Origin of the sequence: Shewanella zhangzhouensis, from assembly GCF_019457615.1 — a bacterium.
Taxonomy (GTDB): domain Bacteria; phylum Pseudomonadota; class Gammaproteobacteria; order Enterobacterales; family Shewanellaceae; genus Shewanella; species Shewanella zhangzhouensis.
The window spans coordinates 4435507-4459900 of record NZ_CP080414.1 but is presented as its reverse complement, the minus strand read 5'-3'; the positions used below and the strand labels follow the sequence as shown (position 1 = coordinate 4459900).

At 54.6% G+C, this 24394-nt stretch carries 23 protein-coding genes; 17 read left to right on the top strand and 6 right to left on the bottom strand.

Going from position 1 to position 24394, the window contains the following annotated elements; genetic code table 11:
- Nucleotides 1-19: 19 nt before the first annotated feature.
- Nucleotides 20-583, bottom strand: a complete 564-nt coding sequence (locus K0H63_RS19765) for a chorismate--pyruvate lyase family protein (protein ID WP_220066173.1) — start codon at nucleotides 581-583, stop codon at nucleotides 20-22.
- Nucleotides 584-726: 143 nt separating this feature from the next.
- Between K0H63_RS19765 and K0H63_RS19760 the strand changes: the two genes are divergently transcribed.
- Together K0H63_RS19760 and rlmF are read left to right on the top strand one after the other, a co-directional pair.
- Nucleotides 727-1095, top strand: a complete 369-nt coding sequence (locus K0H63_RS19760; RefSeq protein ID WP_408733402.1) for a flagellar basal body-associated protein FliL — start codon at nucleotides 727-729, stop codon at nucleotides 1093-1095.
- Nucleotides 1096-1135: 40 nt separating this feature from the next.
- The gene (gene rlmF, locus K0H63_RS19755; protein ID WP_258405619.1) at nucleotides 1136-2077 is read left to right on the top strand and encodes a 23S rRNA (adenine(1618)-N(6))-methyltransferase RlmF; all 942 of its coding nucleotides are present in this window, start codon (nucleotides 1136-1138) and stop codon (nucleotides 2075-2077) included.
- On the opposite strand, the gene K0H63_RS19750 is transcribed toward rlmF, so the two are convergent.
- Both K0H63_RS19750 and K0H63_RS19745 read right to left on the bottom strand, forming a co-directional pair.
- Nucleotides 2078-2986 (bottom strand): substrate-binding domain-containing protein, encoded by a 909-nt coding sequence (locus tag K0H63_RS19750; RefSeq protein WP_220066170.1) that lies wholly within the window; start codon nucleotides 2984-2986, stop codon nucleotides 2078-2080. It abuts the gene before it with no gap.
- On the bottom strand, nucleotides 2986-3834 hold the full coding sequence (locus tag K0H63_RS19745) for a formate dehydrogenase accessory sulfurtransferase FdhD (protein ID WP_220066169.1): 849 nt from the start codon (nucleotides 3832-3834) through the stop codon (nucleotides 2986-2988). Before K0H63_RS19745 ends, K0H63_RS19750 begins: the two co-directional genes overlap by 1 nt.
- A gap of 278 nt (nucleotides 3835-4112) precedes the next feature.
- Here K0H63_RS19745 and K0H63_RS19740 point away from each other — a divergent pair, with 278 nt between their 5' ends.
- The 14 genes from K0H63_RS19740 to K0H63_RS19675 all read left to right on the top strand — a co-directional run bounded on the left by K0H63_RS19740 (nucleotide 4113) and on the right by K0H63_RS19675 (nucleotide 19352).
- A complete protein-coding gene (locus K0H63_RS19740; protein ID WP_220066168.1) occupies nucleotides 4113-4571 on the top strand; it encodes a DUF3305 domain-containing protein in 459 nt (152 codons plus the stop codon).
- Nucleotides 4571-5209 carry a DUF3306 domain-containing protein gene (locus K0H63_RS19735; RefSeq protein WP_220066167.1) on the top strand — a complete coding sequence of 213 codons (639 nt, stop codon included), beginning with the start codon at nucleotides 4571-4573 and terminating at the stop codon, nucleotides 5207-5209. Before K0H63_RS19740 ends, K0H63_RS19735 begins: the two co-directional genes overlap by 1 nt.
- 133 nt (nucleotides 5210-5342) lie before the next feature.
- Nucleotides 5343-7007, top strand: a complete 1665-nt coding sequence (locus K0H63_RS19730) for a 4Fe-4S binding protein (RefSeq protein WP_220066166.1) — start codon at nucleotides 5343-5345, stop codon at nucleotides 7005-7007.
- Nucleotides 7008-7017: 10 nt separating this feature from the next.
- The gene (locus K0H63_RS19725; protein ID WP_220066165.1) at nucleotides 7018-7683 is read left to right on the top strand and encodes a TorD/DmsD family molecular chaperone; all 666 of its coding nucleotides are present in this window, start codon (nucleotides 7018-7020) and stop codon (nucleotides 7681-7683) included.
- A 90-nt stretch (nucleotides 7684-7773) separates the two neighbouring features.
- Nucleotides 7774-7968 carry a twin-arginine translocation signal domain-containing protein gene (locus K0H63_RS19720; protein WP_220066164.1) on the top strand — a complete coding sequence of 65 codons (195 nt, stop codon included), beginning with the start codon at nucleotides 7774-7776 and terminating at the stop codon, nucleotides 7966-7968.
- A 30-nt stretch (nucleotides 7969-7998) separates the two neighbouring features.
- Complete coding sequence (locus tag K0H63_RS19715) at nucleotides 7999-10848, top strand: formate dehydrogenase subunit alpha (RefSeq protein WP_220066163.1); 2850 nt, start codon at nucleotides 7999-8001, stop codon at nucleotides 10846-10848.
- Between the two features lie 27 nt (nucleotides 10849-10875).
- Entirely contained in the window at nucleotides 10876-11472 is a 597-nt protein-coding gene (gene fdh3B, locus K0H63_RS19710) for a formate dehydrogenase FDH3 subunit beta (protein WP_220066162.1), read from the top strand.
- Nucleotides 11473-11531: 59 nt separating this feature from the next.
- Nucleotides 11532-12548, top strand: a complete 1017-nt coding sequence (locus tag K0H63_RS19705) for a formate dehydrogenase subunit gamma (protein WP_220066161.1) — start codon at nucleotides 11532-11534, stop codon at nucleotides 12546-12548.
- A gap of 475 nt (nucleotides 12549-13023) precedes the next feature.
- Nucleotides 13024-13218 carry a formate dehydrogenase gene (locus tag K0H63_RS19700; RefSeq protein ID WP_220066160.1) on the top strand — a complete coding sequence of 65 codons (195 nt, stop codon included), beginning with the start codon at nucleotides 13024-13026 and terminating at the stop codon, nucleotides 13216-13218.
- 12 nt (nucleotides 13219-13230) lie between these two features.
- The gene (locus K0H63_RS19695) at nucleotides 13231-16083 is read left to right on the top strand and encodes a molybdopterin-dependent oxidoreductase (RefSeq protein WP_220066159.1); all 2853 of its coding nucleotides are present in this window, start codon (nucleotides 13231-13233) and stop codon (nucleotides 16081-16083) included.
- Between the two features lie 27 nt (nucleotides 16084-16110).
- Nucleotides 16111-16680: a formate dehydrogenase FDH3 subunit beta gene (gene fdh3B, locus K0H63_RS19690; RefSeq protein ID WP_220066158.1), complete on the top strand. Its 570-nt coding sequence runs from the start codon at nucleotides 16111-16113 to the stop codon at nucleotides 16678-16680.
- 45 nt (nucleotides 16681-16725) lie between these two features.
- Nucleotides 16726-17697, top strand: coding sequence for a formate dehydrogenase subunit gamma (locus K0H63_RS19685; protein WP_220066157.1), 972 nt, complete (start codon nucleotides 16726-16728; stop codon nucleotides 17695-17697).
- A gap of 517 nt (nucleotides 17698-18214) precedes the next feature.
- Nucleotides 18215-18547: an immunity protein Imm33 domain-containing protein gene (locus tag K0H63_RS19680; protein WP_220066156.1), complete on the top strand. Its 333-nt coding sequence runs from the start codon at nucleotides 18215-18217 to the stop codon at nucleotides 18545-18547.
- Between the two features lie 88 nt (nucleotides 18548-18635).
- Nucleotides 18636-19352 (top strand): DUF2971 domain-containing protein, encoded by a 717-nt coding sequence (locus tag K0H63_RS19675; protein ID WP_220066155.1) that lies wholly within the window; start codon nucleotides 18636-18638, stop codon nucleotides 19350-19352.
- A 163-nt stretch (nucleotides 19353-19515) separates the two neighbouring features.
- Here K0H63_RS19675 and K0H63_RS19670 read toward each other — a convergent pair whose 3' ends face one another.
- On the bottom strand, nucleotides 19516-19938 hold the full coding sequence (locus K0H63_RS19670) for an organic hydroperoxide resistance protein (RefSeq protein ID WP_220066154.1): 423 nt from the start codon (nucleotides 19936-19938) through the stop codon (nucleotides 19516-19518).
- Between the two features lie 270 nt (nucleotides 19939-20208).
- A complete protein-coding gene (locus K0H63_RS19665) occupies nucleotides 20209-20643 on the bottom strand; it encodes a MarR family winged helix-turn-helix transcriptional regulator (protein WP_258405618.1) in 435 nt (144 codons plus the stop codon).
- A gap of 369 nt (nucleotides 20644-21012) precedes the next feature.
- Between K0H63_RS19665 and K0H63_RS19660 the strand changes: the two genes are divergently transcribed.
- Nucleotides 21013-22347 (top strand): coproporphyrinogen III oxidase family protein, encoded by a 1335-nt coding sequence (locus K0H63_RS19660; RefSeq protein WP_220066153.1) that lies wholly within the window; start codon nucleotides 21013-21015, stop codon nucleotides 22345-22347.
- Nucleotides 22348-22395: 48 nt separating this feature from the next.
- On the opposite strand, the gene K0H63_RS19655 is transcribed toward K0H63_RS19660, so the two are convergent.
- Nucleotides 22396-24384 (bottom strand): GGDEF domain-containing protein, encoded by a 1989-nt coding sequence (locus K0H63_RS19655; RefSeq protein ID WP_220066152.1) that lies wholly within the window; start codon nucleotides 24382-24384, stop codon nucleotides 22396-22398.
- Nucleotides 24385-24394 lie beyond the last annotated feature (10 nt).

Below are 24394 nucleotides of genomic sequence, written 5' to 3'. Positions count from 1 at the left end.
GCCCCGTTTGGGGCGTTTTTTATTGAGGTCCGAGGATATAATCCATGGCAGCCGGGAGAAATATTTCGCTGACAATCAGCTCGTCCCCCTCCCGCTCGAAGTAGCGACGACGGCCCCAAAGACGACCATGGACATTTTGTCCCAGGCTCTCGGCGAGGCGAGCCAGGGTGCCGCAGGAATGAAAACCGGCGATTTCGATTCGGCCCGGTGTGAAGAGGTCGCTGGAAAACAGGAGTTCGCCAAGGGGCCTGTCTCCCAGTGCGGTTAACTCATCTCCGCAGCGGGTCAGCAGGGCTTCTGGCACAATTGTTCGTGCGAACACCCAGGGAGTACCGTCGAGGATAAGCAACACTTCCCGCACCCAGGTATGGGGTAATAGGGGTTCACCGGGCAGGCCTGGCAGCATGGCTTCACCCAGGACCCGGACTTCAAACTGGCTGCAATGGGCTCTTAATCTGGCCGTCAGGCTGCCACTGGCAAGTAGCCAATCGGCAAGGGCACTGTCGGGCAACCTGTCCAGCTCATCCGGCGAATACCAACAAATGGATTCACCGTAAGGAAAACTGAGACTGGTCACACTCATGGGTTGCTCGCTACAATAGAAAATTACAACGGGCCAAGTCTATCATGTTGATGTGGCGGTCGATAGTTGCTGACCTGAGGCTTATTCGTCCATAAGGAGTTCTGGTTTTGATGAAGTACTTACTCACGCTGGTATTGCTGGTGATGTCTCTTGGAATGCCCTCCTGGGCAGAAGAGGAAAAAAAACTGGAAGAATATGCCTATTACGGCTTTGAGCCGGAAATAGTCACCAACTATATTTCCAACCGCAAAAAACTGGGCTTTGTGCGCATCAGCGTGGAGCTGATGGTGAAAAATCCCGATGACCTCATTCAAATTGAGCGCCACGACCCACTGCTCAGGGCGGCCATTATCGAAATTCTCGGTAACCAGCCAGAAGAGAAAATAAAGTCACTCACAGGCCGTGAAGAAATTCGCCGTGAATGCTACGCCGCCGTTAACCGACTCATTGAAGGTGAAACGGGCAAGGCTCTGATAGTCAACCTGCTTTTTACCCGCTACCTGTACGATTAAAGGCTAAAGGCGGCGCCGGATGGCGCCGTTTTTCTCTGTTATGACCACAAAAACGACCCAATCAAAAGGGCTGCCTAAGGGGCTGCATCCTGCCAATGCCCATCGCGATGGCTATGACTTTCCCGCGCTGGTGGCGAGTCATCCTCCGCTGAAACCCTTTGTGCGCCCCAATGCCTATGGCAATTTGTCCATCGACTTTGCCCGACCTGAGGCGGTGAAGGCGCTCAACTGTGCCTTATTGAAACATCACTATGGCATCAGCCACTGGGATATTCCCAAGGGCTTCTTGTGCCCTCCAATCCCGGGCCGGGTAGATTACCTGCATCATCTTGAAGACCTGCTCAGGCAAACGCCGGGCGCCGATGGATTGCCACTGCTGGATATAGGCACGGGGGCCAATGGTATTTATGCGCTGCTGGCGGCAAGCCGTTTCGGCCGTGCCGTGGTGGCAACGGACATCGCCAGGGCCTCGCTCACCCATGTGGCGACCATACTCAAAGCCAATCCCGAGCTTGAGAAACTCATTAGTCTGCGTTTTCAAAGTAATGCCAGGCATATTCTGACCGGCGTAACCCAGACCAACGAGCGTTTTGCCGCTTGCGTCTGTAACCCGCCGTTTCATGCCAGTGCCGCCGAAGCGGCCTCGGGTACTAACCGTAAACTCGAAGGGTTGGCCAGGAGCCGTGGTCAGCGCCACGTCAGTGGGCAAGGCAAGCCGCAGACACTCAATTTTGGTGGGCAGGATGCCGAGCTATGGTGCGATGGGGGTGAGCGCAGCTTTCTGCTGCGTCTGATAGACGAAAGCGCCCGCCTGCCGGGCCTGTGTCTGTGGTTTACGACACTGGTGTCCAAAAGCGAAAATCTGCGTCCCTGCAAGCGGCGTTTGGAGCAGCGCGGCGCCAGTGAAATCAAGGTGATAGAAATGCAGCAGGGGCAAAAAATCACCCGGATACTGGCCTGGCGCTTTGAGTCTGTTGCCTGATTATTGTCCCTGAGACCAGAGCAGTTGCCCGGCGCCACTTAAGTCGTAGCCACCCAGCATGGCAGCGACCTGGCGGGTGTCGGGTGCGGTAAGCATGCCCAGCAGTTGTTGTAACTGGCGGCGGAAATAGATGCCCTGCGACATCACAAAGTCAAAGGACTCGGTCAGCAGTGGCACGAAGGCCAGGCCGCTCTCTCTGGCTACCGCCTGGCAGCCAAAGCCAATATCGGCGTCTTCCCGGGCGATGTAGCCCGCCAGCTCCCGCTCACTCAATGCCGTAAAACGCACATCCAGTTCGGTGGCGGCTATGCCCCTTGTCATCAACCAATGTTCCAGATGCTGCTGGCTGCCGGCACCATTCTGACGTCTTACCCAACGCAGGGGCTGGGTAAAGAGTTCTGTCTGATCCTGCACCCTGTGATGCATTTCCGGCCGCACTATCAGCCCCTGTGCACGCTTGTAGCCGTGAACCAGTATCCATTGCTGGTGGTTTTGATAGCCTTTGAGCAGCCCGGTATGGCGGATGTTGCGCTCATCAAAGCTGCCCCAGTGCAGGGTGCAGACGTCGGCGTAACCCTTGGCGAGCAGCTCCAGCCCCAAACGTGAACCTGTGGCGCTGTAACTCACCAGTTCGCGACTGCCTACCTTGCCCATGAGTCTTGCAACCAGCATCGACAACAGAGGATCGTCACTGCCGGTGATAATCAGGCGATCGGTGAGCATGCCACTGTGGCACGAGTCCATTACCCATCTGTCAATAAGCACCTTTGGAAACAACCATTTGCCCGTTACCTTGGTGGCGGGCAAGATGCGGTCATTGGCCATGGCATAGACCTTTTTTTCATTGAGGTCCAAATACTCAGCCACCTGTTTGGCGCTCATGTACACCAGCTGCACTTCGTCGGTCATTATCCTTGTCCTGTCTTCCCTGGGGTTGCATCAAAATCTATGGTCTCGGCGCCGTGATACACCAAAAAGTGCCGACCTTTCGCTCTGGCGATAAGGGTTATTCCGAGTTGTTGGGCGAGTTCCAGCCCCATTTGGGTCACGCCACTGCGTGACAGCAGCACGGGAATGCCCATTTTGGCCACCTTGATCACCATCTCTGAGGTCAGGCGACCTGTGGTATAGAAAATCTTGTCGCTGCCGACTTCGCCCTTGAGCCACATCTCACCGGCCAGCGTGTCTACCGCGTTGTGACGACCCACGTCCTCCACAAAGGAGCGTATCTGCTCACCTTCACACAGGCCGCAGCCGTGCACCGCACCGGCGTTTTTATAAGTGTCGTTGTAGTCGTTGATGTTACGCAGCAGCCCGTAAAGGGTGCTTTGTTTGAGGCTGGGCACCGGCAGTGTGATGTCGTCGAGACCAGCCATCAGATCGCCATAAACCGTGCCCTGACCGCAGCCGGTGGTCACGGTTTTTTCCGATAACTTTTTATCAAGGTCTTCGGTTTGCTCACGGGTGATGATGGCTGCCGAGCTGACCGCCCAATCCACAATCACAGACTCCAATTGTGCCAGGTCTTTAATAAATCCCTGATTTTTCATGTATCCCAGTGCCAGCGCTTCGGGGCGGGCGCCCAGGGTCATCAGGGTGACTATGGGACGCCAGTTAAGATACAGGGTCAGGGGGCGCTCGCAGGCAATCTGCTTGTCGAGCACGGCGCCTGTCTCGTCCACTGCAGTCACGGCAATGGTTAAGGGGGCCTCAGCACTGGTTTTGATAAAGCGGGTGTGGGGTTTTGCAGCCGTCATGGCGAACCTCAAAGGGAGAACTTGCCCTGATGCTTAGCAAGTATCGTACCCGTCCGGATTTTGTGATCCGCCACCGCAGTTTTTCCGACAGATTTTCCGTTGAGCGTGTTGTTATGTCCCACTTCATTATCGGCTTGGGACAAATTGTCCTATAAATACCAAGGATTTGATGATCCACTTCAAACTTCTCCAGCCCATCGACTGGCACCCTTTTTGCAGTCTGGGGTGAAGAGCCGGTGCGGGCTCCCTGGCCGCACCCAACCCTGAGGAATGAGAAGATGCAACACACCCAAAGCGTTTGGCCCATGTATGTGTCGCTCAAAAAAGTGGAAAAACAGGTGGGACGATGGACTTCCACCACCTGGGAGCTGGATTCAGTTATTCCTGCCAGTCAGGCAGGCGAAGGAGAAGGGCAGTTGGTACTGCTCGAGCTGTATTTGGACGAACGCGCGAGTTATCGCCTGAATCTGGATATGGATAATCCCATGCTTTACATCGTGTGTGATGAGCTGGCAGATGGCACCTGGGTGCCGGCCAGCATCAGTGCCGATCAAAACGTGGCTGCCGGGTGTCTGGAAGGTGATACCCCGGTGCTGAACATGGCCATGCCCGAAGCCGTGGCTTGCTGGATTGAAGCCTTTATCACCCGCCACGGTGAAGTGGAGATCAGCGCCCACCGCCGCAAACACGTTAACCGCCGCAAGGAACTGGCCGAAGCAAACGCCAGGAGGTCCTGATGAGCGATACTTCCCGCGGTTTTCTGGGACGCTGGCAAGCCCGGCGTGAAGCGGTAGCTGCCGAAGAAGCCGTTGAGCTTGCGAACACTCAAGAGCTTACCAACGCTGAGAGCACAGCTCCTGAGGCTGTGTCGACGGCTGACACTGCGCTCACCGATGAGTCAAAAGTGGCGGATACCCAAGCGGACTTAAGTACTGAGGCTGAAGCCGATGCCGAGCTCCCCGCTGAGCCCTTGCCGGATCCTGATTCCATCGAGGTGGGCGGCAGTTTTGCCCGCTTTATGTCGACCGATGTGGATCCTCTTACCCGCACGGCTGCCCTGCGCGCTTTGTGGAAGCAACCCCAGTACAACCATATCGATGGCCTGATTGAGTATGCACTCGACTATTCCAACCAGCCCAAGCTGAGCGCCGATGCCTCTATGGAGCTGGCGAAAAAGGTGTTCAGGCATGTGATGGAAGCCACCACCGAAGAGGAAGAACCTCAGGTCGCCGCAACGTCGGCCCCCGGGGAAGAGGTGCTGGCCGATACGGCGGACAATTTGCCTGAGGAGCCAGAGCAGTTGTCCCAAAATGACCTGGAGGAAGTTACAGAGGCGGAGCACCCTGTCGCTCAGGGTCAGTTTAACCGAGTTTAATGTCCATAAAACTGGTATGTGAATTGCTGTAAATAGGGCGGTCAGGTGGCGCAAGTTGCGCAAAATAAACAGAAAAACACCGACCCTTACGTACAGAAACAGCCAAAGAACTGTTCAGGAACGCAACGTGAGCATGACAGAGACAACACGCAGGGCCAGACACGCGGATATTCGCAGTCAGGTATTGGCCCAAACCCGGATCCTCGGGAACCTGATTCCACCCACGGTGAGTTACTCCACCGAGGGACATGTCCTTATTCTTGGCGCAGAGGACTTGGCCCGTCTTGCCGCAGACAAGCTGTCTGCCATGGCGAGCCTGGTGATTCTGGCCACCGACGATATTTCCAGTCAGGACGAAGCACACCTCGAGCGGGTGATGAATGCTGCCCCCGATGTCGAGAGCTATTACAACAAGCTGGTGTCCATCAAGGGCTTTCTGGGGCAGTTTCAGGCCACGGTCGAGCAAAATGGCACCCAGGCACAGCTGTCCACCGTGGCGATTCGCCGCCCCCATTTCGACATAGTGCTCGACCTGTCCATTGAGCCCGCTATTCAGCTGGAACTGCTGCCACCGGGCTATTTTCATGTTGGCCAGGACGAAGCCAAACTGGCTGAGGCGTTGGCGCAAATCCCCGAACTGGTCGGCCAATTCGACAAACCCCGTTATGTGAAGGTGAATGCCGACCTGTGCGCCCACAATCGCAATGGGCTTAATGGTTGTAACCGCTGTCTCAATTTTTGCCCCGCTGATGCCATTCAAAGCGTGGAAAAGAAAATCGAAATCGACCCTTACCTGTGTCACGGTGCCGGCAGCTGTACCAATGCCTGTCCAACGGGGGCCATCAGCTACGATTTGCCCAACCCCCAGGCCCTGCACAGTTTCCTCAACAAACTGGTTTCACGTTTTCGAGACGAGGCCCTCGAAGCCCCGGTGATCCTGTTCCACGATCAGCATCAGGGCGCGGGACTCATCAATGACACCTTGCCCGGTGAGGTACTGCCGGTAGCACTGGAAGAAATTACCGTGGCCTCCATGGACCATTGGCTGGCTGCTCTGGCATGGGGTGCCCGCGAAGTGCTGGTGCTGAATACCCAGGCCACAGCGCCCACCTTGACTGCCATGCTCAAGGGCGAAATCGCACTGGCCTGCCGTATCTTGGCCGAAATGGGTCAGCCAGCGCGGGTGCGTTTGATTGACGAGGCTGAGCTGGCCGCGCTGACGCCGGCTCTGGATATCAGTCTGGATTGGCCTGTGACCGTGCCAGCCGCCTTTGGCGGTGGCAGTAAGCGCGACACCCTGTATGCCGCGATTGATCACCTCAACAGCCAGGCTGCCGACATCAACAGCATCATGCCCATGGGCAACATCCCCTTCGGCAAGGTCACAGTCGCCACAGATAACTGCACCCTGTGTATGTCCTGTGTGGCTATTTGTCCCACTGCTGCCCTCAAGGACGGTGGTGATGAGCCCAAGCTGCTGTTTACTGAACAAAACTGTGTGCAGTGTGGCCTCTGTGAAGCCGCCTGCCCAGAGAAGGTCATCAGCCTGGTGCCCCAGGTGAATTTTGATGCCCCAAGCCGCCAGGCGGCGCGGGTACTCAAGGAAGAAAAACCCTTTGAGTGTGTGCGCTGCGGCGCGCCCTTTGCGACCCAATCCATGGTGCACCGGATGCTGGATATGGTCGGCATGCACTCGGCATTTTCCGCCAACATCGAACGACTCAAGATGTGTGGCGATTGCCGCGTGAAAGACATGTTTGAAGACATCCTTCAAGATCCGGAAAAGCAACTGAGATAAGAGACGCGCTATGACCCAAGCTATTCGACAAGTATCAGAAAACGATCAGTTCCGGGCAGACATTTACCAGTTGTTGGCGGCCTTGCTGCGCCGTGCCCCTTCAGCCGAACTGCTGGCCTTTTTACAGGGCCTGGAAGTTGAGGATGAGCAGGATAACGACATGACCCGTGCCTGGGCAGCCATCAAGTTGGCCGCCGGTCAGTTCACTCCGGAGCAGCTGGAAGACGAGTACTTCGCCCTGTTTCTCGGCGTGGGCTGCGGTGAAATCCTGCCCTATGGCAGCTGGTTCATGACTGGCTCCCTGATGGATACGCCCCTGGCGCTTCTGCGCCAGGATCTGGCCCAGATGGGCTTTGAGCGTGAGGACAACGTCAAGGAGCCGGAAGATCACGTGGCAGCCCTGTGTGAAGTCATGGGCGTGCTTATCCTCGAAGCCCCCGGCTATCGCCAACTGGCCTTCTATCAGCGCCATATTGGCAGCTGGATAGACCGCTTCTGTGATGCCGTGGCCAAAGCGCCGAGTTCGGCCTTTTACGCCACGGTAGCCCAACTTGCCAAGGCATTTTTTGCCGTGGAAGCCAATGAGTTTGAACAGCTGAGCCTGGACATCCCGGTAAATTGCCCGGGCTCGGCCGAGATTGCCCCCGCCAGTCAGGAAGCGGTTGAAGTGCATTAATTCCGACAGGCAGGACAAGAAACCGGCGGCGAGAGCCGCCACAAAAAACTGCCCGGCCTCGGCCGGGTGCGATAACAACAAGGAGACAACATGAAGAAGCAAGCTTCCGAAATGAGTCGTCGCGAACTGCTCAAGGCTCTGGCCATTGGCGGTGGCGCCGTGGCTGCGGCCACAGTTGCTGGCAGCGCTACTGCAGCCCCAACCGAAGCCGCACCAGAAGCGCAAAGCGACAAGTACCGCGAGACTGAACATATCCGCAATTACTACGCCACCCTGCGCAACTGAGCCAGGTAACCTTTAACCAAGGAGATTAAGATGCGATTGACACGCACCTCCACCGAGGCCCGTCAGGCAGAAAAGCCCAGCCTCGGCATGAATCGCCGTCAGTTCCTCAAGTCAGCCGGTTTTGCCACCGGTGGTATCGCTGCCGCCTCCATGCTGGGTACCGGCATGATGCGCCGCGCCGAAGCCAAAGACGTGCCACACAATGCCCCTACCGAAGTGAAGCGTACCATCTGCTCTCACTGCTCTGTGGGTTGCGGTATCTACGCCGAAGTACAAAATGGCGTGTGGACGGGTCAGGAACCGGCTTTCGACCACCCCTTCAACCAGGGCGGCCACTGTGCCAAGGGTGCCTCTCTGCGTGAACACGGCCACGGTGAAAAGCGCCTCAAGTACCCAATGAAACTTGAAGGCGGCAAGTGGAAGAAACTCAGCTGGGATCAGGCCATCAACGAGATTGGCGACAAGATGCTCAGCATCCGCGAACAATCCGGTCCCGATTCCGTGTATTTCATGGGTTCGGCCAAGTTCTCCAACGAACAATCTTATCTGTACCGCAAACTCGCGGCCATGTGGGGCACCAACAACGTCGACCACTCGGCCCGTATTTGTCACTCTACCACTGTAGCCGGTGTGGCCAACACCTGGGGCTATGGTGCGCAAACCAACTCCTTCAACGACATGCGCAACTCCAAGTGCATGCTGTTTATCGGCTCCAACCCAACCGAAGCGCACCCTGTTGCCATGCAGCACGTGCTCACCGGTAAAGAGCGCGGCGCCAAGATCATTGTGGTTGACCCACGTTTCACCCGTACTGCAGCCAAGTCTGACGAGTACGTGCATATCCGTCCCGGTACTGACATCCCCTTCATCTACGGTCTGCTGTGGCATATCTTCGAAAACGGCTGGCACGATGAAGCCTTTATCAAGTCACGTGTTTACGGCATGGAACGTATTCAGGACGAAGTGAAGCGCTGGACGCCGGAAGAAGTAGAACACGTGGTGGGTGTCTCCAAGGCACAGATGTACCGCGTGGCCAAGATGATGGCCGAACACAAGCCTGGCACCATCGTTTGGTGTATGGGTGGTACACAGCACCACGTAGGTAATGCCAACACCCGCGCTTACTGTATTCTGCAGTTGGCACTGGGCAACATGGGCGTGTCCGGTGGCGGTACCAATATTTTCCGTGGCCACGATAACGTACAGGGCGCCACTGACTTTGGTCTGCTGTTCGACAACCTGCCTGGCTACTATGGCCTGACTTCCGGTGCCTGGGCGCACTGGAGCAATGTGTGGGATCTGGATCCTGCCTGGGTATCCGGCCGCTTCGATCAGGGCGAGTACCTCGGCAAGCAGCCACAAACCACGGCGGGTATTCCCTGTTCCCGCTGGCACGATGGTGTCCTGGAAGACAAGACCAAGATTGCCCAGAAAGACAACATTCGTCTGGCATTCTTCTGGGGCCAGTCAGTCAACACCGAAACCCGTGGCCGTGAAGTGCGTGAAGCACTGAACAAGATGGACACTGTGGTAGTGGTTGACCCATTCCCAACCATGGCCGGTGTTATGCACCAGCGCACCGACGGTGTGTATCTGTTGCCTGCCGCCACCCAGTTTGAGACCTATGGTTCTGTGACTGCCTCCAACCGCTCACTGCAATGGCGCGATAAGGTCATTGAGCCGCTGTTCGAATCACTGCCTGACCACGTGATCATGTACAAGCTGGCCAAGAAGTGGGGCGTGGAAAAAGAATTCTGTAAGCACATCCAGGTCAACGGTGATGAGCCGCTGGTGGAGGATGTGACCCGCGAATTCAACCGCGGCATGTGGACCATTGGTTACACAGGCCAGAGCCCTGAGCGTCTGAAGATGCACCAGCAAAACTGGGGTACCTTCGACGTGAACAGCCTCGAAGCACCCGGCGGCCCTGCCAAGGGTGAAACCTATGGTCTGCCATGGCCATGTTGGGGTACAGCCGAGATGAAGCATCCCGGTACCCAAATTCTCTACCGTACCGACCGTGAAGTGCGCTTCGGTGGTGGTAACTTCCGTGCCCGCTTCGGTGTGGAGCACGAAGGCAATAACATCCTGGCGGAAGGCACCTACTCCAAGGGCTCTGAAATTCAGGACGGTTACCCCGAGTTCACCGCTGACATGCTCAAGCAGCTCGGCTGGTGGGATGACCTGACCGAAGAAGAGAAGAAATACGCCGAAGGCAAGAACTGGAAGACCGACGTATCCGGCGGTATCCAGCGCGTTGCCATCAAGCACGGTTGTATTCCTTACGGTAACGCCAAGGCCCGTTGTATCGTGTGGAACTTCCCGGACGATATCCCGCTGCACCGTGAGCCACTGTACACCCCACGTCGTGATTTGGTTGCCAAGTATCCAACCTATGACGACCGCATGGTTCACCGTCTGCCAACCCTGTACAAGTCAATCCAGGAGAAGGACTTCTCCAAGGACTTCCCACTGGCATTGACCTCTGGTCGCTTGGTGGAATACGAAGGTGGTGGTGAAGAGACCCGCTCCAACCCATGGCTGGCTGAGCTGCAGCAGGAGATGTTTATCGAAATCAACCCTGGTGATGCCGCTGACCGTGGTATCCGCGATGGTGATGACGTGAAGGTTCATGGCCCGGAAGGCGCCGTGATCACCGTTAAAGCCATGGTGACCCCAAGGGTGATTGCCGGTGAATGCTTTATGCCATATCACTTTGCGGGCATCTTTGAAGGTGAGAGCTTGGTTAAGAATTATCCTGAAGGCACAGTGCCTTACATCCAGGGTGAGTCTGCCAACACTGTACTGACCTATGGTTATGACCCTGTGACCCAGATGCAGGAAACCAAGTCCAGTCTGTGCCAAATCACTAAAGCCTGACCGTAACTTGATGAGGAGAAAGCCATTATGGCAGTCATGAAATTTCTGTGTGACACCAAGCGCTGCATCGAGTGTAACGGTTGTGTCACCGCTTGTAAGAACGAAAACGACTCCGCCCTCGAGTGGGGTATTCAGCGTCGCCGTGTAGTTACCATCCGTGATGGTGAACCCGGCGAGGCCTCAATCTCGGTTGCCTGTATGCACTGTACCGACGCGCCCTGTATGGCGGTGTGTCCGGCGAACTGCTTCTACAAAACCGACGACGGCATAGTGCTGCACAACAAAGATACCTGTATCGGTTGTGGCTACTGCTTCTACGCCTGTCCGTTCGGTGCGCCGCAGTTCCCGAAAAAGACCGCCTTTGGCAGTCGCGGCAAGATGGACAAGTGCACCTTCTGCGCCGGTGGTCCAGAGGAGAACTTCTCTGACGCTGAGCGTAAGAAGTACGGTGCCAACCGTATCGCCGAAGGCAAGCTGCCTATGTGCGCCGAGCTGTGCGCCACCAAGGCCCTGCTCGCCGGTGATGCAGATGTCGTATCCAGCATCTACCGTGAGCGTATGGCTGCCCGCGGCAATCCCAACGTGATCTGGGGCTACAACCCTCAGACAGGTGAGATTAACTGAGGCCAAGCTGTGGCAACAGCGCGTTATCATTGAGCACTGTTGCCGCTATAGGAGTGAAAATGTTATCCAAAACGTTTAACAAGTCACTGCAGCAGCTCTGGTCTGTGGCCTTGTTGGCGATGGCTCTGGTGCTGGGATCCGTTTCGGGTGCCTGGGCCGCCGATGAGCAATCCAGTCAACAACAGGCAGCGCAAACCAGCGATGCCGATCTGTGGCGTGCGGTAAAGGCCGGTGAATCCGGTTATACCACCGCCCAGGGCGTTGAGGCAGGCGTGCTGATCAACGTGGCCGGTAATCAGGGTAAGGAAGTCCGCAACCAGTATCTGACCCCCGTCATGGGCTTTGCCGTGGTGGGTGTGTTCGGTGCCTTCCTGCTGTTCTATCTGGTCAACGGCCCCTCGAAGCTGCATCACGGCTTCTCGGGCAAGCTGGTGGCCCGTTGGAGCAAGGCGGATTTGACTATCCACTGGGTGATGGCCATTGCCTGTTTGTTGCTGATCTTCACCGGTTTAACCATCATGCTGGGGCGCCATGTGCTCGAACCTTATGTGGGCTCGGGTTTGTGGGCATCGCTCATCTATGGCAGTAAAACAGTGCACGACTTTGCCGGGCCTGTATTTATGCTGGCCTGGGTAGTGTGTGTGGTGAAGTGGATGCCGCTGCAAACCTTCAAGCTGTATGACCTGAAATGGTTCCTGCTGGTGGGTGGCTACATCAACTTCGGCCCCTTCAAGGGCAAGCACCCCGACAGTGGTTTTGCCAATGCCGGTGAAAAGATGTGGTTCTGGACCCTGACCATCTTCGGTCTGTTTATCAGCGTGACCGGGGTGATGCTGGTGTTGCCCGGCCTGGATCTGCCGCGGGAAGCCTCAATGGCGGCCCTGCTGATCCACGCCATCAGTGCCATCATCATTATCGCTTTCACCATAGTCCACATCTGGATGGCGACTGTGCTCAGTGAAGGTGGTATGGAGTGTATGAAGTCCGGTTACTGTGATGAAAACTGGGCCATTCAACACCACAACCTTTGGTACGACGAAATCAAAGCTAATGGCAGCTTGAAATACAAGGACTGATGTATAGTCCAATGTTGAAAAAGGCCCAGTGTTGACTGGGCCTTTTTGTGTCTGCAAGGCGGTATCCTCCGCCGATATCACCCCACCTGCTGAGCGCGTGTTACTTCACACCCAATCAAACCGCTGACCACTCATTTCTGCTGTGCTCTCCCATCTTATCCATCTCACAGCCAATACAGACTTTTAGTGGTTCTCAAGCCCCACAAAAAATTCACAAATTTAACTATTTTGCATTTTTGTATCAAAGGGTTACCTGCTCGCTTTTTTGTTGATTTCTTGCGTCTGTTAACAGAACGCGATTCCTGGCTGCTGCGCCAGGCCACAACACTGCGCCAGATCAAGTCTGTGTCTCACGCGCGCGGCTACAGTGGCGGCGCAAATTACCTAACTCACTAATAAAAGTGAGTTTTACAACAATAATCATGCTTTTTGTTAACAGGGTGGGTCAGCCCGGCTGATCAATTCAGGAGTCAATATGAAAACAACCCCCAACAGCGCAGAGCGCCGGGCGTTTCTCAAGACCATGGCCATGGGCAGTGTTGCCGGTGTAGCCGTGGCCACTTGTGGCAGCGCCGTGGCACAGCCACTCGAGTCTGCGTCTGCCCAGTCCAAGGGCTATCGCGAGACAGAGCATGTCCGCCGTTATTACGCCAGCTTACGCGGCGAGTAAAAGGAGTCTGTAATGAAACTTACCCGTACCTCAGACGTGGCCGCCAAGGTCGAGGCCAAGCCGCTGGGCATGAGCCGCCGTCAATTTATGAAAACGGCCGGTATTGCCACCGGTGGCATCGCTGCTGCCTCCATGCTTGGTACCGGCATGATGCGCCGCGCCGAGGCCAAAGATGTGCCCCACAATGCGCCGATTGAAATTAAGCGCACCATTTGCAGTGCCTGCGCCGTGGGTTGTGGCCTGTATGCCGAAGTGCAAAATGGCGTCTGGACCGGTCAGGAGCCTGCATTCGATCACCCCTTCAACGCCGGTGGTCACTGTGCCAAGGGTGCTGCGTTGCGTGAGCACGGCCATGGTGAAAAACGCCTCAAGTATCCGATGAAGCTCGAAGGCGGCAAGTGGAAACGTATCAGCTGGGAGCAGGCGATTAACGAAGTGGGCGACAAGATGCTCAGCATTCGTCAGGAGTCAGGCCCGGATTCTGTGTACTTCATGGGCTCGGCCAAGTTCTCCAACGAAGGCTGCTATATGTACCGCAAACTCGCGGCCATGTGGGGCACCAACAACGTCGACCACTCGGCACGTATTTGTCACTCTACCACTGTAGCCGGTGTGGCCAACACCTGGGGCTATGGTGCGCAAACCAACTCTTTCAACGACATTCAGAATGCCCGCGCCATCTTCTTTATCGGCGCCAACCCTGCTGAGGCGCACCCTGTGTCCATGCAGCACATTCTGACTGCCAAAGAGCGCAACAACGCCAAGATCATCGTGGTCGACCCGCGCTTCTCCCGCACAGCGGCCCACGCCGACCTGCACGTGGGCATTCGCCCCGGCACCGACATTCCCTTTATTTACGGCATGTTGTGGCACATTTTTGAAAACGGCTGGGAAGACAAAACCTTTATCGACCAGCGCGTATTTGGCATGGACAAAATCCGCGAAGAAGCCAAAAAATTCCCGCCAAAAGAAGTGGCTGATATCACGGGTGTGTCTGAAGAGGCCATCTATCAGGCCGCCAAGCTGATGGCCGATAACCGCCCCGGCACCGTGGTTTGGTGTATGGGTGGTACCCAGCACCACGTGGGTAACGCCAACACCCGTGCCTACAGTATTCTGCAGCTGGCGCTGGGCAACATGGGCGTTTCCGGTGGTGGTACCAACATCTTCCGTGGTCACGACAACGTACAGGGCGCCACCGACCTGGGCCTGCTGTTTGACAACCTGCCCGGTTACTACGGCCTGACCAGCGCCGCCTGGCAGCACTGGACCCATGTGTGGGATCTGGATCTGGAATGGGTCAAGGGTCGTTTCGACCATGGCACTTACCTGGGTCGCGAGCCCATGACCACCCCCGGTATTCCGTGCTCCCGCTGGCACGACGGTGTGCTGGAAGACAAGGCCAAGCTGGCTCAGAAAGACAATATCCGTCTGGCGTTTTTCTGGGGGCAGTCGGTTAACACCGAAACCCGTCAGCGCGAAGTGCGTGATGCACTGGACAAGATGGACACAGTGGTTGTGGTTGACCCCTTCCCAACCATGGCCGGTGTTATGCACCGCCGTAAAGATGGCGTCTATCTGCTGCCTGCCGCGACCCAGTTTGAGACCCGTGGTTCCATCTCCAACTCAGGCCGCTCCATCCAGTGGCGTGAACAGGTTATCGAGCCGCTGTTCGAGTCCAAGACCGACATCGAAATCATGTACCGTCTGGCGGAAAAGCTGGGTATTGCCGAGCAATACACCAAGCGCATCAGCAAAGAAAATGGCGTGCCGCTGATTGAAGACATCACCCGCGAAATCAACCGCGGCATGTGGACCATCGGTATGACAGGCCAGAGTCCAGAGCGTATCAAGGCCCACACCATGAACTGGGGCACCTTCTCGCAGAAGAGCCTCGAAGCCGAAGGCGGCCCATGCAAGGGCGAAACCTACGGTCTGCCATGGCCATGTTGGGGTACGCCCGAGATGAAACACCCAGGCACCCAAATTCTCTATAACACAAGCAAACATGTGAAAGACGGCGGCGGTAACTTCCGCGCCCGTTATGGCGTTGAGTATCAGGGTCAAAACCTGCTGGCCGAGGGCTCTTTCTCCAAGGGGGCTGAGATTGAAGACGGCTATCCCGAATTCACCGCCGACATGCTCAAGCAACTGGGCTGGTGGGACGACCTGACAGCGGCAGAAAAAGCCGAGGCCGAAGGCAGAAACTGGAAGACGGATCTGTCCGGCGGCATCGTGCGTGTTGCCATCAAGCACGGCTGTATTCCTTTCGGTAATGCCCGTGCCCGCTGTGTGGTGTGGACCTTCCCCGATGCCGTGCCTGTGCACCGTGAGCCGCTGTACACCGCCCGTCGCGATCTGGTGGCCAAGTACCCCACCTACGACGACATGCAGGTGCACCGTCTGCCTACCCTGTACAAGTCGATTCAGGAAAAAGACTTCAGCGGCAGCTATCCGCTGGTGCTCACCTCCGGTCGTTTGGTGGAGTACGAGGGTGGCGGCGAAGAGTCCCGCTCCAACCCCTGGCTGGCCGAGCTGCAGCAGGAGATGTTTGTGGAAATCAACCCGGGCGACGCTGCCGACCGGGGTATTCGCAACAATGACAATGTCTGGCTGGAAGGCCCAGAGGGTGGCCGCATCCTCATCAAGGCACTGGTGACACCCAGGGTGAAACCCGGCGTGACCTTTATGCCTTACCACTTCGCCGGTGTGATGCATGGCGAGAGTTTGGCCCCCAACTATCCGGAAGGCACCGTGCCCTACGTCATCGGTGAATCCGCCAACACGGCCCTGACCTATGGCTACGACCCTGTGACCCAAATGCAGGAAACCAAGTCGAGCCTGTGTCAGATAGTCAAGGCCTGAGTGCGGTAATCGAGGAGATAAGTCATTATGGCTACAATGAAATTTTTGTGTGACACCAAGCGCTGCATCGAGTGCAACGGCTGCGTCACCGCCTGTAAAAACGAAAACGATTCCGCCCTCGAGTGGGGTATCCAGCGCCGCCGCGTCGTTACCATCCGTGATGGTGAGCCCGGCGAAAGCTCCATTTCGGTCGCGTGCATGCACTGCTCCGACGCCCCCTGTATGGCGGTGTGTCCGGCCAACTGCTTCTACAAAACCGACGATGGCATAGTGCTGCACGACAAGGACACCTGTATCGGCTGTGGCTACTGCCTGTACGCCTGTCCGTTTGGCGCGCCCCAGTTCCCTAAAAAGGGTGCCTTCGGCAGCCGCGGCAAAATGGATAAGTGCACCTTCTGTGCCGGTGGCCCGGAAGAGAACTTCTCCGACGCCGAGCGTCAGAAGTACGGCAGCAACCGTCTCGCCGAAGGCAAACTGCCCATGTGTGCCGAGTTGTGTGCCACCAAGGCGCTGCTCGCCGGTGATGCGGAAGTGGTTTCCAGCATCTTCCGTGAGCGCGTGGCCTATCGTGGTGCCGACAACGGTGCCTGGAAGTAATTACAGCCAGGGGGGCGGTCTGTTCGCCCCCAACGGAGGTTAACAATGAACAATTGGTTCAAAATCCTGGCCGTGGCTGTGCTTCTTATGCTGGGTATGGGGCTCGGCCATGCTGCCGATGCCAATGCCCAGTTGGGAGATGCCCAGATGTGGGCCGAGCTGAAAGAGGGCGCCGTGGGTTACACCACCTCGACCAGTGAGTTTCATGGTCAGCCCATCAATACCTACGACCCCAGACTGCTGGAGGCTCGCGGCACCTGGCTGGCGCCGGGCCTGATGGCGGCGTTGTTTGGCATGATAGTAGTGTTTGCCCTGTTCATCATTGTCAATGGTATCTCCAAATTGCACCACGGTTTTTCGGGCAAGATGGTGTACCGCTGGTCCAAGCTGGACGTGAGCATTCACTGGTTGGGGGCCATCCCCTGCCTGCTGCTTATCCTCACGGGTTTGGTACTGCTGGCAGGGCGATTCTTCTTCCAACCCTGGTTGGGTGAGGGCGTGTGGGCCGGTCTGGTGTATGCCGCCAAGCAGGTGCACGATGTCATGGCCATTCCCTTTATGATTGGCTGGGCGCTGATGACCCTGATGTGGGCCAAAAATCAGCTGCCGAAAATGTACGACATCAAGTGGTTTATGGTGGTGGGTGGCTATATCAACTTTGGCCCCTTCAAGAACCAGCACCCCGACGCGGGCTTTGCCAACGCCGGTGAAAAAATGTGGTTCTGGACCTTTGCCCTGTTCGGACTGGTGATCTCGGCCTCCGGCATGTTGCTGTTGTTCCCCAACCTGTTTGAGCCAAGTCGTACCTTAAGCCTCACCGCTCTGATCCTGCACGGCATCAGCGCCATCATTATTTGTGCCTTCTCCATAGTGCACATCTTTATGGCGACTGTGATGTCTGAAGGCGGCATGGAGTGTATGGTGTCGGGTTACTGTGATGAGAACTGGGCCACCCAGCACCACAATTTGTGGTTTGATGAGATCAAGGCTAATGGTTCTCTGAAGTATAAGGACTAATTCCTTAACCTTTAATACTGAAAAGCCCCGCAATTGCGGGGCTTTTTGTTGCTTGCAGCAACGGGGCTGCTTTGAGTTGACTGAGCCAAGCTGCGCTTGGCAAAAGGTCGTGGGCGTCCCGCCCACACCCGGGGAAAGGGGGCCGTTTCGACTGGCCCCCTTATCCAATCCCCCTGCGACTCCCTACGAAGCGGAAAGCCCCTCGGTGATTTGCTTCAAATTGCCTGGCGCGCCAGACGCTCATCCTTGATTCGACTGGCGCTGGCTCGGCGTCCTTGCCTCGCCCAAGGCATTTGAACCAATCCCCTTCGGCCGCTTCGGGGGAGGAGTGGTGCTTTACGAAGGCTTGCCATGTTTTGAGTGAGGTTGTGATTGGCTTTTACTTAAAATCCTGAACGAGTGCGCTTTTCACCCAAGATGGATTTTGATAAGTTTTAAAAATCGAATTTAAAAACAGTATGTTGTGACATTTGTGTGCATGTGCACGAAGCAAATATAGCAAGTCATAGGTGATGCTGTGCCAAGCAAAATTGAAATACATAAAAGGTTCAATGCTATTCCTTTTCCTCCCAAAGAAAGGGAAAAGCTGGGGATTGCGATCGAAACTATCGGGAAGCTTCCAATTAATGGATTGCGGCGCAATCCAGAAAATGGGACCTGTGGTTGGTACATTTGGTGTGGCGAAGAAATGTCTGACGATGCAGACTTTTTCAAGCCTCTGCATGTTGGCCACATATTGGAGTATCTGCCTGAAATTGAGCAGTATTTATCATTGCCACCAGGTTATAGATTTTTGGTTGCTCACGAGTACGAAGACGTTTGGCAAGATCTTCAGCTCACTACTCTATAACAAGGCCGCGTATGTCGCCTACGGTTGGGCTTGTGCTATGCAGTTCGCCCGTGTCGGCAAAACTAATAGCCTTTAGATGGATTATCGTATGACTAATAATCAACAAACCTTCTACAAGTATAAGTCACTAAATAATTTTGAGTTTCTACTGGATTTGATTCTCAGGGAAAGATTGTATGCTGCTCTTCATTACGAATTAAATGACCCAATGGAAGGTGTGGTTAAGATTGACGGAACGATCCCAAAGGATAAAGAACAAGAGTGGGATGATTTAATTAAAACGTTCCGTATAGTCTGTTTTAGTCGAGAGAAAGATCACCCTCTGATGTGGTCTCATTATGCAGATGGGGCAAGGGGATGTGTTATAGAGTTTCAGTTAATTGATGATCAGCAAATACATAAGGTCTCATACGTCAAAAAGCCATTGATAACTGAGAAGCATATCACCAGAAAAAATGCGGAAGAAATTCTCATTTATAAAGAGAAGCCTTGGAAGTATGAGGCGGAAAGCCGATGTCTACTTGATGTGGATGACAAGTTTTTGCCCATTCATATCAAATCTGTGACATTTGGAAGCAGAGCTGAAAAATCAAAAGTAGATATGTTGATTCATATTTTATCGCTATGTAAGCCAGATTTGGCAATCCAAGTTATGGGTGAGCAAGGGCTAATTGATGGCATAAAAGTCGTGTCTCGTAACAGGAGGGTTTATATGGGAGATAGAGTTAGGAGTGAAGATTATTGCCCGCAATGTGCCGAGGTTAAAATGACGCAACAAGATTATGTTTCACGGCATTGTGGGTAGAGGAACTCTTGAGCAAAATGGTGGGAGAGGCTGCACATCGTACTTTCCCATGGCTTTGCTTTGGAACTATAAGGGCGGTGTTTCATTGCCGCTGGGCTCTTTTCTGGCGCCGTGTGTGATAAGGGGACGGGCTGAGAAGTGTTGCACCCGTCCCTTATTTTGATCAGATAAGAGTCAGGGTCACATCCACGTTACCGCGGGTGGCGTTGGAGTAGGGGCATACCTGGTGCGCCTTTTCAATCAGGGCTTGGGCCTGGGTCTGCTCCAGACCTGCAAGCTTGACGCCCAGCTCCACCGAGATGGCGAAGCCCACGCCCTTGGGGTTGGCACCTATGCCGACCTTAGCCGTAACCTCGGGTTCGTTTGGCAGTCGCAGTTTGTCCTGGCCGGCGACAAATTTGAGTGCGCCGATAAAGCAGGCGGAATAACCGGCGGCAAACAGCTGCTCTGGATTGGTGCCCGGACCGTCATTGCCACCCAGGGCCTTGGGTGTGCTGAGGCTGACACTCAGGCGACCATCGTCGGATGCGGATTTTCCTTCACGTCCACCGATAGAAGTGGCGCTGGTATTGTACAGTGCGTTCATAAGTATTCCTCGTTAAATAGGTGTCTGGTTGCGTTCGTTTAGCTTTGTTATTTCAATAATAGTTATCGCGGTAACCATGCTGTGAAATAAAAAGCCATTACGGCGTCTTGATGATAAAGTTATCGCGATAACTAAATGTGCGCAAGTATAAATGACGGCGCAACGTGCAAGAACGCCTGAAATGTGAGCTGGATCACGTATGGGGCGACAGATGGGAGTTGAGCATTGTGAAGCGGTCGCAGCTTGGTAAGGGGCTAGGAAATCGCAGGGTTAGCTGCCGAGTTTGTAGCGCAGGTCGTCCAGCAGCTGTTTGAGCGCTTGCAGTTCGGGGATTTCCATTCCGCAGTGGCTAATGATGCATTGGTTGACCTCAAGGGCCTGTTGCTCCATGGCCTTGCCTGCTTCGGTCAGGGAAATCACCAGAGAGCGCTCATCCTCATCGCTGCGGCGTCGGTGTACCAGACCTTGGCTCTCCAGGCGCTTGATGACGGGGGTCAGAGCACCCGATTGTTGCCCGAGACGCTCTGCTATGTCCTTGAGGCCCATTCCATCCTGCTCCCAGAGGATCAGCATAATGAGATACTGGGTGTACGTCAGGCCCAGTGGCTCCAGCAGCGGTTTATAGAGAGAGGTCATTGCCAGCGAGGTGGAGTAGAGGGCAAAACAGAGCTGGTTGTCCAGAAGCAGGCGTTGATGGCTGGGCATGGCTTTTATCTTCAATGACTTGTTTGGCGGCACTATAGCAAATGCGACCGGGGCGGGCAAAAGTCCGGGCAGGGCGCGGCATAGAATTGATGATCGGTGTCGTCCCTGTGCCTCAGTGTGCGCGGCTGACTCGCGGGCCAAGGTTATGTATCCGGCTTGTAATCGTGTGATAAACGAACTGTGTATTCGCAATGGCTAAAATATGCGCTGCTTAACAAAAACGGTAATCTAAACTTGCTGGAACGGCCAAATTGGTGGAAGTTCACATTTTACCTATGTCTAAATGGGTAGGCTATGGATAGCAAACTCGAAATGTTTTCTTTGTTTTTCAAAAAGATCCATTTCAGATAATCTTTGACAGGAAGCCCTATGACCAGCAGTTCAACCTTAGCCATTCCCGCCGCCCATCAGGCGCAAGTCGATATTACTCTGCCGGCATGGCTGCTGGGCACCGCTGAGCGGGTGATGAACTTCTATGTTGATCGCAACCTGCGGCTCGATACCCTGTCGGTCGATACCATGCCCGCACCAGTGCCCGGCAAAAAGTACATGCTGTATGCCCACGTGCCCTTTTGCCATACCCTCTGCTCTTACTGTACCTTCCACCGCTTTACCTTTAAAGAGGATAAGGCGCGCGCCTATTTCATTTCACTGCGCAAAGAGATGACCATGGCCAAGGAGCTCGGCTATGACTTCGAATCCATGTACATAGGCGGCGGCACCACCACTGTGCTGGAAGACGAGCTGGCCCGCACCATTGAGCATGCGCGGCTGCTGTTCCCGTCCATTAAGGAAGTCTCCTGCGAGTCTGACCCACGCCACCTGGCAAGCCCCGAGTTCCGTCAGCTCAAGGGGCTGGTGGACCGCATGTCCATTGGGGTGCAGAGCTTCGATGACGGCATTCTCAAGATGACCGACCGCTTCGAGAAGTTTGGCTCGGGGCTGCAAACCTTTGACCGTATTCAGGCGGCCAAGGAGCTGTTCCCCATCATCAACGTGGATTTGATTTTTGGTTTCCGTGGCCAGACGGAAGAAGTGATCCAGCGGGATCTCGACATGGCCCGTCGCCTCGACCCCCGGCAGATCACCACCTATCCGCTGATGATCACCCACCAGACCCGCAAGAGCGTGAAGGGCAAGTTGGCGGCGCCACAGGCAGATCTGGCTCGTCAGTACAGCCAAATCCTCACCAGTTTGCGTGGCCAGTACAACCAGCTGTCGAGCTGGGCATTCGGCAAGGCCAATGACGAAGGCTTTGACGAGTACGTGATTGATTATGATGAATACCTAGGCGTAGGCTCGGGCTCGTTCAGCTTCCTCGGTGACACCCTGTATGTGAACACCTTCTCGCTGCGCAAATATCAGGAGCGCATCGAGGCGGGCAAGATGAGCGTTGAGCAGCAAAAACGCTACGACACCAAGGCCATCATGCAGTACCGCTTTTTGTTGGGGCTCTTCTCAGGCAGGCTGTCGCGCCAGTATTTCCGCGACACCTTTGGGGTGAATCTCGATACCGCGTTGTTTAAGGAAATGGCCGCCATGAAGCTGATTGGCGCCCTGAAAAACGACCCCGCCAACCCCGAGGAACTCCTGGTTACCGACAATGGCAACCTGATGGGCCTCTTAATGATGAAAGAGTTTTACTCCGGCATGGATAACGTCCGGGCACAGCTGCGTAAGCCGCTGAAGAATTGCGATATGTAAGGCGTGCTTGTACCTGTAGGAGGTTAGCGGCATTCAATATTGATGCGTTTACTCTGCGATATTGGTTGCGGGATGGTCCGGTGCGATAAGCCCGCTGGCTGAGTCCATGAACCGCTGACAGAAGCTGTCTGCACAAACCTGTTGGCGACCGTTGGCTTTTGCCCGGTAAAGCAGTTCATCAGCCTGACGAATCGCCTCTTCAATGTCCGGGATGTCGGTTGCACCGGTACCCTCGAGAGCAGCTATACCGGCTGAGAAGGTAACATTAAAACCAATGGCCGGCTCCTCCTGACACGCCTGAATAAATGAGCGCTGCACACGCTGTAGCAGGCCTGCAAATACAATGGGGTCTTTCTCCGTCGCCAGCAGAATAAACTCCTCACCACCAAAGCGGCCGATAATGTCCGTTTGCCTCAGTGTCTTTTTCGCCGCCTGAGCAAATGCCCGCAAGACGGCGTCGCCAACGTGATGCCCATGTTTATCATTGATGGCTTTAAAGAAATCCAGATCCAACAGGGCAACGGATAACGGGAACTGCTGACGTTCGGCAAGTCGTTGCATCTGACGGGCCTGATGTAGAAAGGCACGCCGGTTAAGCAGTCCCGTTAAAGGATCCGTATCCGAGAGTTGTTGCAGTTTTATCCTGTGCTGGCGGCTGCGAAGTAGGTACAGCGACAATATCAGGGTGATCATTACGCCTGCACTAATCACTATCAGTGTAATATGAAGCCTTGCTTTTGCTTTTTGTTCTGCCGCGGCAATACGTGCTGCTTGTTTTTCTTGCGCTGCGGCCTGTGTTTCTTCCTGAGCCAGTGCCAGGCGGGTTTGAAAGCTGCTTAGCATTAACGACCGCGCCTCAGCGTCTTTTGCGGCTCTTAATTGATGATAACGCTGAGAGGCTTCAAGTGCGGCCTGATAATGACCTTGCTTCTGATAAATTTGTTGCAGTAGATCCTGACGCTCCCAGTTATCTTCTTCTGTAATTCTGTCAGCCATTTCTTGCGCCGCTGACACATTCCCCAGCAATAGATATGCTAGCCCGGCATAATATGCAGAGCTCTCATTCAGGTGCGGTATTTGCTGTACGGGATTAAATTGCATTAATCGATTTACATTGGAAAAGTTGCCTTGCTGAATTTCTGCCAACCAAACAATTTTTTCCATGACGTCTGAACAGGCGATATTATTGTGGGCTGAAAGCGAAGCCTGGGCATAACGAACTTTTTCTTGGAACGGCAGAAAATACATATTGGCAATGTTGCAGTAAATAATTGCTACGTGATCTGGTTCGTTGGTCTGCAGATAGTGACTAATTAATTGATTGTAAAGCTCAATGGCTTGATTTGTGTCGCCAATTAGGTTGCTGTGATATGCGAGCTCTTCGCTTAAATAATACAGGTAGTCTTGATGTTTTGATGCTACGCTTCCTTTTTTTACCACTTGTGATAACTGGAATAAGGGTTGAGGTATTTTCTCGAAGAGCTGGCGTTTATAATAAATTTCCAGCAAATGCCTTAAAAAGACTATGTGTACATAAGGGTCATTTTTTAGTGCCGGTTCAAGCTTCAGACTTTCCAGTAAAGTAGTCGCTTTCTCTGGCATATTTTGATAGGTGTACATGCCATAACTTCGTATAGTCATGGCATAGATATAGAGCTCAGGATGTTGTGCGAAATTAATTAAATTGAGCGCTTTAGATAAATTCTCTTCGATAGCATCTATCCCATAAGACCGCAGGTTTTCAGCTTTAAATATCAATAAGGCAGCGTGCCGTACCGGATCATTGCTTGCCTCTTTTATGCGCAGATCTATTTGACTGGTTAAACTGTCCTTGTTTTCAGAATGGATATTGTCCAGCTCAAACCTTTCTGCTTGGATCTGGGTCATGCCGTATCGCTCTTGCGCCAGAGCCGGTAGCGTTAGAAGCAGTGCCGTCAGCCCTGCAAGGATGAGCCGAATAAAGCGCAGCATGGGTTTTTGACCATCCATGTCGAGAGCAGAGTTAAAAAGCGAATAGGGCATAGCACTGAAGATCAACAGAGTCACT

Excerpts from the sequence above, each read along its gene's own strand:
- K0H63_RS19765 (WP_220066173.1), bottom strand. The coding sequence starts at position 583 with ATGAGTGTGACCAGTCTCAGTTTTCCTTACGGTGAATCCATTTGTTGG.
- K0H63_RS19760 (WP_408733402.1), top strand. The coding sequence starts at position 727 with ATGTCTCTTGGAATGCCCTCCTGGGCAGAAGAGGAAAAAAAACTGGAA.
- rlmF (WP_258405619.1), top strand. The coding sequence starts at position 1,136 with ATGACCACAAAAACGACCCAATCAAAAGGGCTGCCTAAGGGGCTGCAT.
- K0H63_RS19750 (WP_220066170.1), bottom strand. The coding sequence starts at position 2,986 with ATGACCGACGAAGTGCAGCTGGTGTACATGAGCGCCAAACAGGTGGCT.
- K0H63_RS19745 (WP_220066169.1), bottom strand. The coding sequence starts at position 3,834 with ATGACGGCTGCAAAACCCCACACCCGCTTTATCAAAACCAGTGCTGAG.
- K0H63_RS19740 (WP_220066168.1), top strand. The coding sequence starts at position 4,113 with ATGCAACACACCCAAAGCGTTTGGCCCATGTATGTGTCGCTCAAAAAA.
- K0H63_RS19735 (WP_220066167.1), top strand. The coding sequence starts at position 4,571 with ATGAGCGATACTTCCCGCGGTTTTCTGGGACGCTGGCAAGCCCGGCGT.
- K0H63_RS19730 (WP_220066166.1), top strand. The coding sequence starts at position 5,343 with ATGACAGAGACAACACGCAGGGCCAGACACGCGGATATTCGCAGTCAG.
- K0H63_RS19725 (WP_220066165.1), top strand. The coding sequence starts at position 7,018 with ATGACCCAAGCTATTCGACAAGTATCAGAAAACGATCAGTTCCGGGCA.
- K0H63_RS19720 (WP_220066164.1), top strand. The coding sequence starts at position 7,774 with ATGAAGAAGCAAGCTTCCGAAATGAGTCGTCGCGAACTGCTCAAGGCT.
- K0H63_RS19715 (WP_220066163.1), top strand. The coding sequence starts at position 7,999 with ATGCGATTGACACGCACCTCCACCGAGGCCCGTCAGGCAGAAAAGCCC.
- fdh3B (WP_220066162.1), top strand. The coding sequence starts at position 10,876 with ATGGCAGTCATGAAATTTCTGTGTGACACCAAGCGCTGCATCGAGTGT.
- K0H63_RS19705 (WP_220066161.1), top strand. The coding sequence starts at position 11,532 with ATGTTATCCAAAACGTTTAACAAGTCACTGCAGCAGCTCTGGTCTGTG.
- K0H63_RS19700 (WP_220066160.1), top strand. The coding sequence starts at position 13,024 with ATGAAAACAACCCCCAACAGCGCAGAGCGCCGGGCGTTTCTCAAGACC.
- K0H63_RS19695 (WP_220066159.1), top strand. The coding sequence starts at position 13,231 with ATGAAACTTACCCGTACCTCAGACGTGGCCGCCAAGGTCGAGGCCAAG.
- fdh3B (WP_220066158.1), top strand. The coding sequence starts at position 16,111 with ATGGCTACAATGAAATTTTTGTGTGACACCAAGCGCTGCATCGAGTGC.
- K0H63_RS19685 (WP_220066157.1), top strand. The coding sequence starts at position 16,726 with ATGAACAATTGGTTCAAAATCCTGGCCGTGGCTGTGCTTCTTATGCTG.
- K0H63_RS19675 (WP_220066155.1), top strand. The coding sequence starts at position 18,636 with ATGACTAATAATCAACAAACCTTCTACAAGTATAAGTCACTAAATAAT.
- K0H63_RS19670 (WP_220066154.1), bottom strand. The coding sequence starts at position 19,938 with ATGAACGCACTGTACAATACCAGCGCCACTTCTATCGGTGGACGTGAA.
- K0H63_RS19665 (WP_258405618.1), bottom strand. The coding sequence starts at position 20,643 with ATGCCCAGCCATCAACGCCTGCTTCTGGACAACCAGCTCTGTTTTGCC.
- K0H63_RS19660 (WP_220066153.1), top strand. The coding sequence starts at position 21,013 with ATGACCAGCAGTTCAACCTTAGCCATTCCCGCCGCCCATCAGGCGCAA.